We start from the raw sequence: 16457 nt of genomic DNA on the forward strand, positions 1-16457 counted from the left end.
AAAAAAATGCTCAGTAGGTACTGAGCATTTAAGCAGGAGGACTATAACAAAGTCAATTCAATACAAACATTTTATGCTTGTTTGTTCATGATCTCGTCAAAGTCTTTATTCACTTCAGTTACAGAAGCTTTGGCAAGAACGGCGTCAATCGCCTGATCTTCCAGAGCCAAATTCTGCATCTGTTGCATCAATTCATTGTTGCTCTTGTAGTATTCAATCACTTCTGCCGGATCTTCATAAGCTGAAGCAGTTGTTTCAATCATGGACTGAACGCGAGCCTGATCAACTTTCAAATCTTCAGACTTGATGACTTCACCTAGTAATAAACCAACAGAAACACGGCGACGAGCATTTTCTTCGAACAACTCATCTGGCAATTCAGGCATATTACCAGTCATACCTTGACCGAAACGTTGCATTGATTGACGGCGCAAAGAGTCAATTTCTTGCTTAACCAATGCGGCAGGCAAATCAACAGGGTTAGTTTCAACCAAACCAGCAAGCACTTGCTCTTTAACTTGTGCTTTCAAAGTATTGTCCAATTCGCGCTGCATGTTGCGCTTAACTTCATCACGCAATTTGTTTAAATCGCCGTCTTCGATACCGAAAGTTTTAGCAAACTCATCGTTCAATTCAGGCAATTCCAATTCTTCTACTTTCTTCAAAGTAATTGCGAATTGTGCCGCTTTACCTTTCAATTGCTCTGCATGGTAATCTTCAGGGAAGTTTACGTCGGCAACAAACTCATCACCCGCTTTCTTACCAACGATTGGCTCTTCAAAGCCAGGAATCATTCGGCCTTTGCCCATTTCCAGAGCGAAGTTTTCAGCCTTACCGCCATCAAATTCTTCGCCATCAATAGTACCAACGAAGTCGATAGTGACTTTATCGTCTTCCTTAGCAGCGCGATCAGCCTCGATCCAGCTTGCATGTTGCTTACGCAACGTTTGCAGCATGTTCTCAAGGTTTTCGTCTTTGATTTCTACAACAGGCTTTTCGATTTTGATTTTATCCAGATCTTTCACTTCAATTTCTGGGTAAATTTCAAAAGCAGCAACGAATTCCAAATCATGACCATCTTCGTCTTTCTTAAGCTCGAAAGAAGGCATGCCTGCAGGAGAAAGCTTTTCCTTAGTCACAGCTTCAAAGAAATTACGCTGCATAACTTCACCAGCGATTTCCTGGCGAACAGCTTTACCGTAACGCTTTTGAATAACAGAAACAGGGACTTTACCAGGACGGAAACCATTAATACGCTGGGTCTTGGCCAACTGTTGCAATCTGGATTTAACAGCAGAATCGATAGTATCTGCTGGAACAGTAATAGTAAGGCGGCGTTCTAGACCTTCATTTGCCTCTACTGAAACTTGCATTCTTTTACCTCAACTTTCGTGCCGCAGCACTCTAAACATTGTTTCCAGTCCCATACCAATTGCCAACGTTTTGTGGCGGATTCGGTAACCTCAATGCTGTCTATTTGGGAAGCTGGTCACATTACATGACAAAAAAGACGCAGTAGTATACCGATAGCAATACAAGGAGTCGAGGGATAAAATGCAGGATAAGCATATCAATTTAAATAAAATGCAAAAGAGTGGAAAAACAGCTAAAAGCCACGCGCCACAAGACATAGAAATAAAGAGGAAATTAGAAATAAAAAGGGAATAAAAGGAATAATTAGAGAAGAGAGAAAATGGGGTGGACGATGGGGCTTGAACCCACGACAACCGGAATCACAATCCGGGGCTCTACCAACTGAGCTACGCCCACCACTGGGACTATCGGCTTAATCCATAAGCCTTGAATGTAAATGGCGCGTCCGGCAGGATTCGAACCTGCGACCCACGGCTTAGAAGGCCGTTGCTCTATCCAGCTGAGCTACGGACGCATCAAAATGAGCCGAGTATAAAACCTTTGACTGAATAACTTACTTTACTCAAACAACGGCTATCCTGCTGTGCTCAATGTTGTTATAAAAATTATCACAACATTTCGACCGATACATTCAAATACTAACGTAGGAAAAAGTGGTCGGTGAGACAGGATTTGAACCTGCGACCCCTTGGACCCAAACCAAGTGCGCTACCAAACTGCGCTACTCACCGACTTTTTCCTGCCACTAAATTCCTCAGTGGCTACGGGGGGCGGATATTACTGATTTGGTTCTATGTCGTCAAACACTTTTTTTGCATCTTGTTTTGACTGCTGTTTTTTACGTCAAAAGAGACGAATTTCATTCTGATTTAGCGCCATATTCAGATTTACCTCAACAGGTAGTCCCCCTACAGCTTTGCACATGTTTATGCGTGGAAAATCAGCTCTCGAATCAAGTCAAACTCATCTGTTTCACGTTCTAATACTCACCTTTAGGTGAAATAACCTGAAATATGTCACACGCATTCCGGTTGCTACTATGCTCGTCGCTGATGAGGCATGAAACGAAATTCAGAATGTCTGAACGAGCCATACTCATCCCCAATACAGCACATTTGTTTTTAACCATATCCAAAATTAAAAGGAATAAATCAATGTCTAATGAAACCAGAACCGTACGAATCGCTAACCACGCAAGATTTCCAATTCAAGAGCTGATTGTTCATCATTTTCAGTATACTGGCAGTGATCCAAACAAAAATCGCTACAACGAAAAAACAGTTTTATTTTCAGCGAAAAACAGCTTGGGAAATACTCTATCATTACCTGAAGGTGGCAACATAGAAATCCAGCCAATGGACGGTTTATTCAATCAAGGTGATAAGTATTACGATCTTGTAGTTAATCCAAGCCATAGAAGCCATTGGAATGTAGCGTGGCGCTGCGCAGAGGATGACGGTATTTACTACCTGATTCAGGATGGCGGGAAACTGATGAAGCTATTGGATTCTGCTGTTTCCGACATTTTAAAAGGAATCAAAGCTGCGTTAAAATTCTTTGAAGATACGGGCGCTGAAGCAGCAATGGCTGGCACAGTAATGGCCAGTGTCCATACATTTTTTAAGAATGCCGAACAAGATTCAGACACCATTGAACATAAATTCCATGGCGACTCAACTTGCCGTCAGGATATCCACCTTGGAACCGACGGAGATACTGCTAACACTGTAGACAGAATGAAAGCCGTATTTAACTCTGACAACAAAAAACAATACTGCTCTGTACAGAGCTTCGGCTTTGGCTCAAGCGATGCATAAACAGGCGCAAAAGTAAGCTAGCGGAAGATTCATTTCCACTTAGCACAGTGGGCAGCTTGCATAAGCTGCCCACTGTTTCCGCAAACAGTATTATAAGTATCTTTTAATACACTATTTAATTCTCTCAGAGTTTGCCAAAATTCCTCACTTCGTGAGAAAATGCCCGTCTACATGACAGCCACGGCAAAGAAAATATGACCGCACAAATTATCGACGGAAAAGAAATAGCAAAACACATTCGAGAGCGCGTTGCGCTGCAGGTAATGTCTATTGTTCGTTCAGGTAAACGACGCCCTGGACTTGCCGTTGTTGTTGTTGGCAATGATCCAGCGTCACAGGTATATGTACAAAACAAGCGTAAAGCCTGTGAAGAAGTTGGATTTCTGGAGCGCTCTTACGATTTACCTGCTGACACCACACAAAAGCAGCTGCTGACCTTGGTCGATGATTTAAATGACGACCCTGAAATTGACGGCATCCTGGTTCAACTTCCACTACCTGCGGGACTGGATCCCAGTGAGATCCTTGAGCGCATACACCCAACCAAAGATGTTGACGGTTTTCACCCCTACAATATTGGTCGTCTGGCGCAACGTATGCCAGCACTTCGCCCTTGCACACCCAAAGGCATCATGACCCTGATTGAATCAACCAGTCGCCCGGTAAAAGGCTTGGACGCGGTTGTGGTAGGTTCATCCAATATTGTTGGACGCCCAATGGCGTTGGAGCTTTTGTTGGCTGGCTGTACAACCACAATTTGCCACAAATTCACCAAAGATCTGCAAAGCCATATTGAACGCGCAGACTTATTAGTTGTCGCTGTCGGTAAAGCGGAATTTATTCCTGGCTCCTGGATTAAAGAAGGCTCAATCGTGATTGATGTAGGTATAAACCGTACCGAAGACGGGGGATTAACCGGTGATGTTGAATTCGCAACGGCTCATGAACGTGCAGGCTGGATTTCTCCTGTGCCGGGCGGCGTTGGCCCCATGACAGTAGCCAGTTTGATTGAAAATACATTGGAAGCTTACGTTAAGTACCATTCTTAACATATTCACAGCTTCAATTTTCCATTTAAAAAAGGCGCTGAAATCAGCGCCTTTTTAACATTTTTCGTAAATTCAGATAACAAGCTCCAAAATTAGGGGCTAATTGGTGTTTTCAGCACTTTCACTATTAGCTTCAACATCACTTACCGCAGCTTCATTTTCCTCAACAGGCTCAGACAAAAAGTCTTCCACTGTTTTATCAAACTGATTCGCAGCAAACGACGTGATTTGGTATTGCCATTGCGTCCAATAAGGTGATGGAGCAGTATCAGGAGCAACACCAGAAGCATTACCATCCATATCAAAACGTATCCAGGTTTTATCTTCAACATTGCGCATACGGACACGAATTTCACGCTCATCAAAAGTGCTCAGTTTTAATGATTTAATAGTATTCACATCCTGCCAAATGCTTTCATCAATGGCCGATAAATCATCAAACTGTAATTCCACCAAACTGCTTACCGTGCTGTTTAAAATCGAGCTATAACGAAGTTCACGGCCTTCTGGCATATTTTCCAATTGGTAGTTATCATCTTCTGACATGTTTTTGGATACTGTCCAGCCATGTCCTTTATTTGCTCCACCATCCTCTAGTGTAAGCGACTTCACCTGCTCAGGAGCCACATCCAAAATCGGCTGTAACAGCCAATCCATTTGGCTGTCTGGTAAGGTAATGATTTGGTCGATAAGCCAGGATTGAGTATTACCATTCACCCGCACATAACTGCCGCCCGTACTGGCATTTCCCACTAACAGATCAACAATATTAGTATCTGCACCTGAGCCAGACTGAACTTGCAACAGCACCGATTGGGCATCTTCGGCTTCCAATGGCTCTACGCCCAATCGTGCATACTTGTCTGCCTTACTGGTTTTAGGTTCCACTTTTTGTGCAGAAACCAATTGCTCAAGCAAAGCACTCAACTTTTCCTGAGATACGGGATAGCCATGATAATTGCTTGCAATCCACTGAGTGCCGTTTGACGTTATTTCACGCTTGGCATCAAGCAAAATACCATCGGCATTTTTTATCAGAAAATGACTCACTTGCGCTGCTTGTTCCTGAATATCAGGAAACATCTTGCCTTTAGAGGTTTCTGTCACCTTACCTGAAGGCGTAAACAGCACGCCTAAAATCACGGCGATAGTGACTAATCCCAATAAGGGTAAAACATGTTTATTCATTTTCCCTCCTGCAATCTACGACTTGTATCGAGTACGCAATGAACGCATCACAAACGCTAACATCAGCACCAATAATATTGGCATCAAAGCGATATTCAGAAATTTCAGGCGACTCCCCAAACTTTCAATATCCTTGTCCAATTGATGGCGCACTTCACGCAACTCTTTACGAATCTCAATACGCTTCTCGTTAAATTCCTTAATCGCCTCTTCCTGCTCTTTGCTCAGTGTTAACGCACCACTTTCCATTTGCTGTGACTGCAATTTGCTAAGTTCCGCTTCGGTTTCATTCAGCTGTTGCTCAAGAATTTTTTCTTGATCCATAAACTTCATTTCCGCCACAGCCGTTAACTCTTGCACCTTGGTAAATGGGCGCGCATAAGTGCCTCGGCTACGAATGCTAATGAGAGAATCGCTCCCCGCCATGTTCTCCACCGCATTAGTCAGCAAAGCGCCATTATCGGCAAAAGGCGTAAACACCGTTTGACCGAAGAAGTTAGCCTGACTAACCCAAAAACGGTCTGCCAGAACGTCAGTATCAGCAATCACAACAACATTGATGTTCGCTTCAGCGATATAGTCCATACCGCCTTGCTCATTACCAGCCAAGGCTTTATCAAATGCCGATTTGGCGTTGCCCTGAAAACGCGCTCCCAAAACCATTTCGCCTTCGGTACTCGTCATTTGATCCATTAACTGATCAGGGTCGCGAGTCATGGCATACACCATGGCATTAGTGTGAGTGCTATATTCTGATGAATGCAGTAACGGATGCATTTCCAACTGGCTACCTTCTGCTAATTCCAGACTGCCGAAAGAAGCTCCATTAATCATATCCAACGAGGAGGTGATGACATCATTTTCATCCAGATAGGCTTTATCCAAACCAATAAAACCTACGTGTTTAGTTACGCCTTTTTGAGTACGAATATCTAACCCTTTGGCAGCATCCAACACCACTTGTTCAGGCTCCATTCTGATACCCCAGGCATCAAACAAACGAGATAAACTAGAAGTATTTGCCGACGCCATGCCCGACATCGCCGCCATAGGGTCAGACTCGTGATGAGGATCGACGAAGGTCAGCAACTTGCCGCCCGCCATCACAAACTGGTCGATGGCATAGAGGGTTTTCTCCGATAAATCCTGAGGGTGAATCAACAACAAAACGCCAACATCTTCAGGCACTTTGTCGAATTCCGCAGGCAAGGTTTCAACGTCATAAAGCTCTTGTAACTGAGCATAGAAATGCCAGGGCGGATCAAACTGCCCTGTCATTGGGTTTTGCCCACCCGTGACACTAATGCCTGAAAGCAGTCCTACCTTCAAAGGCTCAGGCTCGCTCAGCAAGTAAATTAGCTGGCTAATGTCATATTCCAAAAAACGCTCTTTTTGAGGGTCGAAAAAGCCAATCACTTGCTGGTCATCTAAAGAGTTTCTCCCCGCCAGACCAAAGTAGATAGATTCTTCCGTACCCGGCATCATGGCAGCCGTTAAGCCAAATTCACTGGCTTGATCTTCAGCCTCTGAAAAAGGCTCAGGATCGACCAAATGCAGTTGAATTTTTCCGTCAGAGGCATTGGCATATTCCTTCAACAAGCTCTCAACCCTGTTCGCATAATTACGCAAACTGGTTAAACCTTCAGAAGTCTTATCTGAAAAGAAGAAATACAAATGAACAGGCTCATCAATGCCATTAATGATTTCTTTACTGCCATCAGACAGGGAGTAAACCTTATCTTCAGTTAAATCAAAACGTGCCGAGCGGAATATTTGATTGTTCAATAGCACCAAAGCAAAGAACAACACCACCAGCAACAACATGGAAATAGGTGTAGAAAATACTTTTTTCATTGTGCTTAATCCGCCTTCTTCTGTTCAATTAACATCAAACCCGCATACAACCAAACGCCGATAACAACTGCGAAATAAACCAGATTGTTTAATGCAATCACGCCTTTCGCCATGTTCTCGAAGTGAGTCATAAAACTAAAGGAAGCAATGGTGTCCAGCAGTACCGTTGGCAACCAACCTTGAAAGGCGTCCAACACGATACTGGAACCACTCAGCACAAACAGGAAGCACACCACAACGGCGAGAATAAACGCCACAACCTGGCTTTTCGTCAGCGCCGACATACAAATGCCAATGGCTAGAAACGCGCCCGACATCAACCAGCTGCCGATATAAGCCGCTAAAATAATGCCGTTATCAGGATTGCCCAGATAATTCACAGTTAGCCAAAGCGGAAAGGTCAATAACAGCGACAAACCCAGCACACTCCAGGCAGCCAGGAACTTACCCATCATGGCTTCAAAAGCCGAAATCGGTAAGGTCATCAGCAATTCAATGCTGCCGCTCTTACGCTCTTCCGACCAGGTACGCATTGCCATAGCTGGCACCAAAAACAGGTACAGCCAAGGGTGGAAGTTAAAGAAAGGGAGTAAATCAGCTTGTCCACGCTCGTAAAAATTTCCTACGTAGAAAGTGAACACGCCCGACATCATCAGGAAGATGATAATAAATACATACGCCACTGGCGTGGCAAAAAAGCTGGCAAACTCACGCTTAAAGATAATACGAATATTGTCCATTATGCCGCCACCTCTTCGGTTAATTCTCTAAACACATCGTCTAAACGCCCTTGCTCAACAAACATGGCCTTAGCGGTTAATTGTTTGTCTTGCATAAAACGTGAGACGGCTTCAATTAATGGTTCTTGCGCATCTTGCACCGGAATAAGGGTTAATATGCCGTTCTCATGGTCGAGTTCTAGCGCAGCAACGCCTGAAATATGTTTGAAAGCTTCGACATCGGGCATAGCATCAAACTGCAAACTTACCGCTTGGAAATAGCGAGAACGCTGCTGTAATGCCAAAGGCGTGCTATCGAATAACATCTGCCCACCAGCAATGATCATGGCGCGGTTACATACAGCAGTGACCTCTTCCAGAATGTGCGTGGAAACAATGACCAACTTGTCTTTGGACAAGTTCTTGATCAGTTCACGAACATGATGTTTTTGATTGGGATCCAGACCATCGGTAGGCTCATCCAGAATCAAAATTTCCGGATCATGCAAAATAGCCTGTGCTAATCCAACGCGGCGTTTAAAGCCTTTAGAAAGGTTATCGATTGGCTTGTCCAACACGCTTTGTAGCTGAACCTGAGCAATCACATCAGCAATGCGCTTTAGCTTATGCTCGCCCTGTAAGCCTCGAATATCAGCAATGAAATTCAACATTTGAATTGGCGTCATATCACCATAGGCAGGCGCACCTTCAGGTAGATAGCCAATGCGCTTTTGAATCTCTCGCCTCGACTCATCCATTGCCATATCGGCAATGCGAATTTCCCCCGAGTCGGGAGAAAGAAACCCGGTGAGCATTTTCATTGTTGTCGATTTACCTGCGCCGTTTGGCCCAAGAAATCCAACCACATCACCCGGTTTTATTTGAAAGGAAAGATTGTTAACAGCAGTAAAATCGCCGAATGTTTTTCTTATATTGGTGACTGTGATCATGATTATCCTCATATGATCAAAGAATTTCATAAAAATGGCGATGCCAAATATGGAGCGTTGAGTTTGAAATTCAAGCGTTTTATCCTTACGCGGAAATGAATTCACATAATATTCAGCTTCCAGGCATCAAAAACCTCACACTAGAGCAATAAAGAGCATAAAACGTGAACATCGACCCCATTGGCTACATTCAAACGCCCTACAAAGAAAAGTTTGCCATTCCAAGGCAACCGGGGCTGGTTTCCTCAGCCAAGGGCATCATCAAAATGAGCGCGGCTTATGCCGATATCAACGCCTTTAGAGGCATAGAACAATTTAGTCACTTATGGCTGATATTCCAGTTTCATCAAGTAGAACAAGGTAAATGGACGCCCTTAGTGCGCCCACCACGCTTGGGTGGAAATGACAAGCTGGGCGTGTTCGCTACGCGCAGCACTCACCGCCCAAGCAACATGGGCATGTCGGTAGTCAGTTTTGACAAAGTAGAACAGAAAGGCAAAGACGTGTTAGTACATGTGTCAGGTGTAGACCTAATGGATGGCACACCGATCCTGGACATCAAACCCTATATCGCCTACGTCGACAGTATTCCAAACGCCCAAAGCGGTTTTGCCGACACAGCGCCCACAACTTACCCGGTAAAATATTCAGAAACAGCGATTAACCAACTTGGTAAAGTTGAAAACAAATATCCAGAATTAGAGCAACTGATCACCGACACATTAGCCTTCAACCCCAGCCCGGCGTACCACAACAAGCAAGATGAAAATCGTGTTTATGGCGTCAAGTTATTGGACTTTAACGTCATCTGGCGATTACACAACGGCACCGTTGTGGTGACAGGGATTGAACGGATATAGATAGCTATTTTTGATAGACGCACTGGATGGCGCATCAAGTGCGCCATGACAAACAACAGGCACTCTGCCCTAATCAATCCGCCGTCATGTAAGAACCGAACATGGGTCAAAAACCACCTCACCACATTCAACCATGTTTATTCGCGCTTTCCCTACCAATCAATATGCTAAAAATCACCGCCATTCAACATGGATATTATATTTACCGGAAAAGTTTCCTCAGTGATATCATCACTTTTCTTTTTTAAAGCTATCAATAGCAGGAATCCTTATGAACAAACAGTCTTCTTTTCTTCTAAAAACCGTACTTTGCTTATCCGCTTTAGCAGCAACTCAAGCGACAGCATATACGCCTCAAACCATGCTGTCAGACGCTAAAGATTCTCGGACAGACTATATTCTGAGTGCTTCAATGAATGATGGCTCCAGGAATTGTGGCTCCATCCAACAAATTACTAACGGCTGGAAAATTGATACAGAAGCTTATTTTAACCACAACGATTTAGCCACAAACACCATGATTGCATCAGCGGGTGGCTATTTCTCGACTGCCACAGGAACCTTTACCGCTCCCATAAACGGCTTATATAGCGTTAATTTTTCTATGCGTATTTCAACCGGTAACGGAGATATTACGTTACGACATAATGGCACTCGAATTGCGGCCACAGGCACAAACCTGGTCGACTATACACAGACTGTTAGCGGATGGAGCACTTGGTCGACTCACAGTGTTTCAAAAAATTTGTATATGAATGCAGGAGACACATTAAATCTTTGGTACGAATCTGGCTCAACCACTGATTGCAGCATCGAAACATCATTCAAATATAATCACTTCAACGTTAACCTGATAAGAGCCGTTGGCGGCGCAGGTTAAACGTTCGTTCCTTTATATTTATTTTATACTCCTTTTAAAGCCCTCCCCTGTTCGAAGAAAAGCGTCAAGGGGAGGCTGAAAGGAGTGATGATATGAATAGCCCTTATAAATAGACGCTCTGGATGGCGCATCAAGCGCGCCATGACAAACAAAGCAAACAGCAGCTCATAAAAATACAGACTCATAAAACCAGACAGGCACTAGCGAATTCTCTCAGAATTCTTATCAGCGAATACGCTTGAACACCATGCTTCAACAACAGCCGTGGTATCTATCACTACCAGGCTAATTCCAGCCATGTTTATTCACTATCACTATGAATATTCTAAACATCACAGGGCTTTGTTAATGATATGGACACTTCCATCTAAACCTAAAGATCAACCAATAGGAGGATGTACTATGTTCGCATCACTAAGAAAGCCACTTCGAACTTATAAAGAAAAAGGCTGTCCATCAAGAACAGCCCTTTTTCTATTTTCAGATTATGTTGTTAGAACAAGTAGTCCAACGACATGTAAAAGTTACGGGGTCTGGCGTAGATCACATTTTCATAGCCTATTGCGCCGTTTGCATCACCGCCTACTTTATAGAGTTTGTCGGTAAGGTTTTCGACGCCTAACGTTAAGCTCCATACTTCACTGACATCAGTATATTTCAGTGCAGCATTCCAGGCAACATAGCCTTCATCGCGAGTATAAGGAGTGTTAGCAGCCTCGAATTCCTGTTCGTCCTTGTACACGCCGTCGACTCTGGCTGTTAGTGTACTGCCATTGTCTAACTCGGTTAGATGGGAGATACCTAAGCTAGATACCCATTTCGGTGTAAAGACGAACTTATCTTCAGTGGTGATCCCAGCGGCTTGGGCTTCCGGTGACACTTCATCGTATTGTGCATCCAGATAGCCTACAGAGGCGTTTATCAAAATAGAATCAATTGGCACCCATGTGGTTTCTATCTCAAACCCTTGAATTGTTGCTTTGGCAGCATTGGTCTGGAATGTGGCAATTCCGCCTTGGTTTGCGGCAACAATCATGTCTTCAAAATCGCTATAGAAGATGGCGGAATTGATTCGCAGGTTGTCTGTTACATCAGACTTTATACCAAATTCATAAGTGGTCACCGTTTCTGGGTCGAATGTAGGCAAACATTCATTGCCTTCGCCACAGCTGCCGTTACCCAAAGCGATAAATGCCTGAGCATCAGGTGTGCTGAAGGAGGTATTGGTTACTCGCCATTCAAAACCACCTGATTTAAATCCGGTAGAAACTGAGCCATACACTCTTGTGTCTTTATTGACGTCGTAAGACAGGTTGACGCGCCAGGTTAACTCATCAAACGAAATGGTATTCTCGACCGGGTCGATCAAATACTCTGTTGTGTTAACAGCGCGTCTTGGAATGCTGGCAAGAGTCGAGTCACAAGCCGCACTTGGCGCTGTCGGACGAAGGTCAATCGAACAACCGGGATAAGCGAAAGCATTAGGTGTCGCATTCTTTTCTTCATCGGTGTAACGAACACCAAAGGTAAAGTGCAAGTCATCACTGATATCGTAAGTGCCTTCACCATATATTGCATAGTTGGAGTTATCGGTGATACCACCGAAGTGAATCGGGTACAAAGTACCTTGTAGCGCACCATCAAAATCCAATTGGTTATCTGATTCTTCTTGGTAATAGAAAGCGCCAGCCACATAGGTTAAGTTTCCAGACACACCATTGATTCTTAAATCAACGGAAGTTTGCTCTGAATCGTAGCTTTCCCTGTTTTCAAACACATTAAGAGGGCTTCCATCGACCTGACGAGCAATGTCTGCCTCAAGCTGGCGATGTGCCAAAATCAATTTTGCCGTCACATTATCGTTAATATCGTAGGTTGTGCCCAAAGACAGTCCCCATGCATCAATGTCATTTTGTGACAAGGTGTTTTCTCCGGTAGCAAAGGGCCCCAGCTGTTGCGATTCGTTATAGCAATTAATGCCTTGGCTACTGTCACCCGCTACGCAACCTTCCGCAGTTGAAGAAGGAGCAAAACCTGCTGATGCGTTAAAGCCATTCCATGCACCGGGTAAGGTCAGACTGTCCTGAAAATAGGCGTTTACTTCTGGCGCTGATTCTTCTCTTTCGCGCACATAATCGGCGATAAGTTTGAAACGTAATTTATCAGATGCCTCTATTTCGAACTTTGCACGAGCCCCTTGAGCATTAGTATTGCCTAATTTTTCACTGTCGGGCACATTCACTCTTGTCACTGTTCCATCACGTTTGCGTGACATAACATTAAATATTCCGCTAACCGAATCGGTTATTTCTGTTTGGAACGTGCCGAATATTTCTTGTCTACCCTGATTACCTAATATTGCTCTTAGTTTCCCTTCTGTATCACCGTGAGGATCATTGGTAGTAATTGAAATTGCGCCCCCAATGGTATTCCGGCCAAACAGGGTTCCCTGAGGACCACGCACAACTTCCACGCTTTGAATATCAGCCAAATCAAGCACAGAGCCTATGGTTCGTCCCATGTACACTTCATCAACATAAATACCGACACCGGGATCCACAACCGGTACATAATCGTTTTGTCCTATACCGCGGATATACACGACAGCATTGGAGCTGGAACCAGACACGGTTCCCGAGGTACTAAAGCTTACATTTGGAGCAATGTTTGCAATACCGGTCAGATCCGCTACGCCCATTTCTTCCAGTAAATCCCCCTGAACCGCCGTAATTGAAAGAGGTGTATCCTGAATGCTTTCAACCCGCTTACGGGCGGTTACAGAGATAACTTCAAGTTCAAATCCTTTGTCGGTTCCATTTTTCTCTAATTGTTCTTGTGCCAGAGCAGTTCCTGCTTCTGACAATAAAATAGATGAAACAGCAAGACTTAATAATGTGCGTCGCATATACCCACCGGTTACTTATCATTAGTGTATTCACAGAGCTGTAGCCCCATGAAATTTAACAAATATTTAAAGTTCGATTAGCATAAAGGCATAGCCACACCCAAACAAGATGAGTGAATATGAATACATATTTAGAATGTGAATGTTGGCTATGATGAACAGTGAAAGAAATGAGTCGGGCAGAGCTGCCAACCACTCGATTTTAGAGAGCAAGGCGTTAACTTAACGCTTACAAAAGCGTTGAACGTCTATCCCCGTGGCTTAATCGACCTACCAGGCTCTGCTTCCAATGCGTTTTCAGGCCAGCGATGCTTGGGATATTTTCCTCGCATTTCCTTCGCAACTTCTAAATAAGAGGATTGCCAGAAGTTTTCTAAATCGCTGGTTGTCTGGATGGGTCGTCTTGCAGGAGAAAGCAATTCAAAGCGCAGTGGCACTTTACCCTGAGCGATACGAGGTGATGTGATTTGTCCGAACATTTCTTGAAGGATCACCGAAACGGTTGGGCCTTGATGTTCGTCATATCGAATATCTACTTTTTTATCACTGGGAGTAACGTATTGTTCAGGCGCATGTTTGGCTAAAAACTGTTGCTCTTCCCATGAAAGGTTGCCGAGCAATAACTCATAAACATTAATCTGCTTGAGCTGTTTAATGGTTTCAACCTGCGTGATGTAGGGCAGTAACCATGTATCCAGGCTATTTAGCAACTGCTGTTCAGAGATGATTGGAAACTCATTCAGGATTTCACCAAGCCATTGTGCTCGCCTTACCCAAGTCGTGCATTGCTCAGTCCAGTTTAAGAAAGTTAACCCTTCTTCTTGTAAAATATCAGCGACACACCGGGTAAATTCGGTTTTAGGCACGGAGTTCAATGCTTCCTCTTTCAATACCAATGCTCTATAGCTGGTTATCTTTCGGGCGAGGATCTGCTCTTTTTTCGCATCAAGGCGGTAGTGGGTCTTTTCTTCAATATATGCACTTATCGCTTCTTGCATCGGCTCAGAATCAATCGGGGCACAAGTGTAGATAGTCCCATCTTTGTTTTTGCCATCACAGTCACAGACCACAATCCAGGGCGAACCTTGCATACTGTCTTCGTCTCGCAAAGTGACACCTCTGCCATTTGCCAGCAGGTATTTGTTGTTGTTTTTGCTGTTTTTATTGAGAGAACCGCGAACCTTGGCAAGCCTGTCGGGATAAGCTCTGAGCAATAGCAGCCCTGAAAGTTGTTGAATATCAGACAAGCTCAATACATTTGCGTTAAAGAAGGAATTAAGGGAAACATTGACTCTGGAAGCCAGGTTGATGGCAGTGGTTCTCACCTGCTCCAGCACACCTTTGTTAATACCCAGATGGTTTTTGACCAGGCTGCGCTCTTGCAAAAAATCGCTTAAAATCATCACCCGTTCGGTAATGTCTGAACTATGGGAATTCACAAGAATATCGCGCTCACTCAAAAGTGCCGCCAGCAAGCAACTCAGCACTTTTTCGATGTCTGAATTACTCGACAAAATCATACTGGCAAGTCGAGGCGTTAAACCCAGTGACAGCGCCTTTAAGCCTAGTGAGGTTGGCTTGTTATTCACATCTAACAAATTAAGGGACTGATTAAGCGTGCGAGCAACTTCATAGTGATGTTGAGGCGGAGGTGTTAACCAATTCGCGTCTTCATATTGAGTTATGCCCCATGCCGCCAGTTCCAATACCACATCGGTTAAATCGGTGACGGTGATTTCCTCAGCTTGAAACGCCTTCAAACTATTTTGTTCAGTTTCACTCCACAAGCGAATACAGTGCCCTGCTTGAATACGGCCTGCTCGACCAGCGCGCTGAGTGGCAGACGCTTTAGAGATTGTCGTCATTTCCAGGCGCGACAAGCCACTTTTTACATCGTAGGCGAGGACTTTCTCAAGCCCGGAATCGATCACTGTGGTAATGCCTTCAATGGTTAAACTGGTTTCAGCAATATTGGTGGCAAAGATAACGCGACGTTTTCCATCATCGGCTTTGCCAAGCACTTTAGACTGCTCAGATAGCGTAAGTGCGCCATAAAGCGCCAAATACTCCACATTGGAGAAAGGCAAAGATGCCGTGACTTCCATACAACGCTGAATGTCAGCTTGTCCCGGTAAGAACACCAAGATATCGCCTTGTGCTTGCTCACTTAAGGCTTTATTGACTGCCCGCATAATGTGTTCCGACAGTTTGGCTTGCGCTTTGCCGAAATACTCGACCGAGACAGGAAAAGTGCGACCCGGGCAGCAGATCACAGGCGCTTGGTTGAGGTAATTCGACACTTGCTCGGTATCAATGGTGGCTGACATCACCAGAATTTTAAGGTCTTCCCTGTACGCTTCTTGCGCCTCCAAGGCCAGCATTAATGCCAAATCGGCATGAATAGAACGCTCGTGAAACTCATCAAAAATAACCAAGCCAACATCGCTAAGCTCAGGGTCGCTTTGCAAGCGCCGGGTCAATACACCTTCAGTGACTATCTCTAAGAGTGTTTGCTCTGAAACTTTGCGCTCATTACGGATCTGATAACCAACTCGCTCACCCACCTTTTCATTCAATTGCTTCGCCAAATAAGACGCAATTGACCGCGCTGCGACTCGCCTCGGTTCGAGCATCACAATCTTTTTCCCTTGAGCAAGCTCACTTTCCATCAAACGCAAAGGCACTAACGTAGACTTCCCCGCCCCCGGCTCGGCTTGTAGTACAAGTGATGAGTTCTGTTTTAAGGCAGAAAGAATATTGGGAATATGCGCTTCGATAGGTAACAAAGTGACAAAGCCAGATAAATTTTTGAGGGGGAGATAATAACAGATTAGTGTATGGGGTACTCAAGAGGTGTGGGG

At 44.4% G+C, this 16457-nt stretch carries 11 protein-coding genes and 3 tRNA genes; 4 read left to right on the forward strand and 10 right to left on the reverse strand.

Annotated elements, in window-relative coordinates; translation table 11 throughout:
• Positions 1 to 71: 71 nt before the first annotated feature.
• The 4 genes from tig to KIH87_RS13925 all read right to left on the reverse strand — a co-directional run bounded on the left by tig (position 72) and on the right by KIH87_RS13925 (position 2105).
• Complete coding sequence (gene tig / locus KIH87_RS13910; protein ID WP_232358465.1) at positions 72 to 1373, reverse strand: trigger factor; 1302 nt, start codon at positions 1371 to 1373, stop codon at positions 72 to 74.
• A 321-nt stretch (positions 1374 to 1694) separates the two neighbouring features.
• Positions 1695 to 1770, reverse strand: a tRNA-His gene (locus KIH87_RS13915).
• Between the two features lie 41 nt (positions 1771 to 1811).
• Positions 1812 to 1888: transfer RNA gene (locus KIH87_RS13920), tRNA-Arg, on the reverse strand.
• 140 nt (positions 1889 to 2028) lie between these two features.
• Positions 2029 to 2105: transfer RNA gene (locus KIH87_RS13925), tRNA-Pro, on the reverse strand.
• A 423-nt stretch (positions 2106 to 2528) separates the two neighbouring features.
• Here KIH87_RS13925 and KIH87_RS13930 point away from each other — a divergent pair.
• Positions 2529 to 3191 carry a hypothetical protein gene (locus KIH87_RS13930; RefSeq protein ID WP_232358466.1) on the forward strand — a complete coding sequence of 221 codons (663 nt, stop codon included), beginning with the start codon at positions 2529 to 2531 and terminating at the stop codon, positions 3189 to 3191.
• 194 nt (positions 3192 to 3385) lie between these two features.
• A complete protein-coding gene (gene folD / locus KIH87_RS13935) occupies positions 3386 to 4240 on the forward strand; it encodes a bifunctional methylenetetrahydrofolate dehydrogenase/methenyltetrahydrofolate cyclohydrolase FolD (protein ID WP_232358467.1) in 855 nt (284 codons plus the stop codon).
• 99 nt (positions 4241 to 4339) lie between these two features.
• Here the strand turns inward: folD and KIH87_RS13940 are convergent, their stop codons facing one another.
• The 4 genes from KIH87_RS13940 to KIH87_RS13955 are packed head-to-tail and all read right to left on the reverse strand — an operon-like array spanning position 4340 to position 8951.
• The gene (locus KIH87_RS13940) at positions 4340 to 5428 is read right to left on the reverse strand and encodes a DUF4340 domain-containing protein (RefSeq protein ID WP_232358468.1); all 1089 of its coding nucleotides are present in this window, start codon (positions 5426 to 5428) and stop codon (positions 4340 to 4342) included.
• Positions 5429 to 5443: 15 nt separating this feature from the next.
• On the reverse strand, positions 5444 to 7282 hold the full coding sequence (locus tag KIH87_RS13945) for a Gldg family protein (RefSeq protein WP_232358469.1): 1839 nt from the start codon (positions 7280 to 7282) through the stop codon (positions 5444 to 5446).
• A gap of 5 nt (positions 7283 to 7287) precedes the next feature.
• Complete coding sequence (locus tag KIH87_RS13950) at positions 7288 to 8022, reverse strand: ABC transporter permease (RefSeq protein WP_232358470.1); 735 nt, start codon at positions 8020 to 8022, stop codon at positions 7288 to 7290.
• Positions 8022 to 8951 (reverse strand): ABC transporter ATP-binding protein, encoded by a 930-nt coding sequence (locus tag KIH87_RS13955; RefSeq protein ID WP_232358471.1) that lies wholly within the window; start codon positions 8949 to 8951, stop codon positions 8022 to 8024. Before KIH87_RS13955 ends, KIH87_RS13950 begins: the two co-directional genes overlap by 1 nt.
• A gap of 164 nt (positions 8952 to 9115) precedes the next feature.
• Here KIH87_RS13955 and tsaA point away from each other — a divergent pair, with 164 nt between their 5' ends.
• Together tsaA and KIH87_RS13965 are read left to right on the forward strand one after the other, a co-directional pair.
• Positions 9116 to 9811, forward strand: coding sequence for a tRNA (N6-threonylcarbamoyladenosine(37)-N6)-methyltransferase TrmO (tsaA, locus tag KIH87_RS13960; protein ID WP_232358472.1), 696 nt, complete (start codon positions 9116 to 9118; stop codon positions 9809 to 9811).
• A gap of 271 nt (positions 9812 to 10082) precedes the next feature.
• Entirely contained in the window at positions 10083 to 10691 is a 609-nt protein-coding gene (locus KIH87_RS13965) for a hypothetical protein (RefSeq protein ID WP_232358473.1), read from the forward strand.
• A 493-nt stretch (positions 10692 to 11184) separates the two neighbouring features.
• Here the strand turns inward: KIH87_RS13965 and KIH87_RS13970 are convergent, their stop codons facing one another.
• Both KIH87_RS13970 and hrpB read right to left on the reverse strand, forming a co-directional pair.
• Complete coding sequence (locus KIH87_RS13970) at positions 11185 to 13596, reverse strand: TonB-dependent receptor (RefSeq protein ID WP_232358474.1); 2412 nt, start codon at positions 13594 to 13596, stop codon at positions 11185 to 11187.
• 248 nt (positions 13597 to 13844) lie between these two features.
• Positions 13845 to 16382, reverse strand: a complete 2538-nt coding sequence (gene hrpB, locus KIH87_RS13975; RefSeq protein WP_232358475.1) for an ATP-dependent helicase HrpB — start codon at positions 16380 to 16382, stop codon at positions 13845 to 13847.
• Positions 16383 to 16457: the final 75 nt, after the last annotated feature.

This window comes from Paraneptunicella aestuarii, from assembly GCF_019900845.1.
GTDB lineage: Bacteria > Pseudomonadota > Gammaproteobacteria > Enterobacterales > Alteromonadaceae > Paraneptunicella > Paraneptunicella aestuarii.

What these genes read in the sequence shown, in the direction of transcription:
- tig (WP_232358465.1), bottom strand. Translation starts at nt 1,373, where the DNA reads ATGCAAGTTTCAGTAGAGGCAAATGAAGGTCTAGAACGCCGCCTTACT.
- KIH87_RS13930 (WP_232358466.1), top strand. Translation starts at nt 2,529, where the DNA reads ATGTCTAATGAAACCAGAACCGTACGAATCGCTAACCACGCAAGATTT.
- folD (WP_232358467.1), top strand. Translation starts at nt 3,386, where the DNA reads ATGACCGCACAAATTATCGACGGAAAAGAAATAGCAAAACACATTCGA.
- KIH87_RS13940 (WP_232358468.1), bottom strand. Translation starts at nt 5,428, where the DNA reads ATGAATAAACATGTTTTACCCTTATTGGGATTAGTCACTATCGCCGTG.
- KIH87_RS13945 (WP_232358469.1), bottom strand. Translation starts at nt 7,282, where the DNA reads ATGAAAAAAGTATTTTCTACACCTATTTCCATGTTGTTGCTGGTGGTG.
- KIH87_RS13950 (WP_232358470.1), bottom strand. Translation starts at nt 8,022, where the DNA reads ATGGACAATATTCGTATTATCTTTAAGCGTGAGTTTGCCAGCTTTTTT.
- KIH87_RS13955 (WP_232358471.1), bottom strand. Translation starts at nt 8,951, where the DNA reads ATGATCACAGTCACCAATATAAGAAAAACATTCGGCGATTTTACTGCT.
- KIH87_RS13965 (WP_232358473.1), top strand. Translation starts at nt 10,083, where the DNA reads ATGAACAAACAGTCTTCTTTTCTTCTAAAAACCGTACTTTGCTTATCC.
- KIH87_RS13970 (WP_232358474.1), bottom strand. Translation starts at nt 13,596, where the DNA reads ATGCGACGCACATTATTAAGTCTTGCTGTTTCATCTATTTTATTGTCA.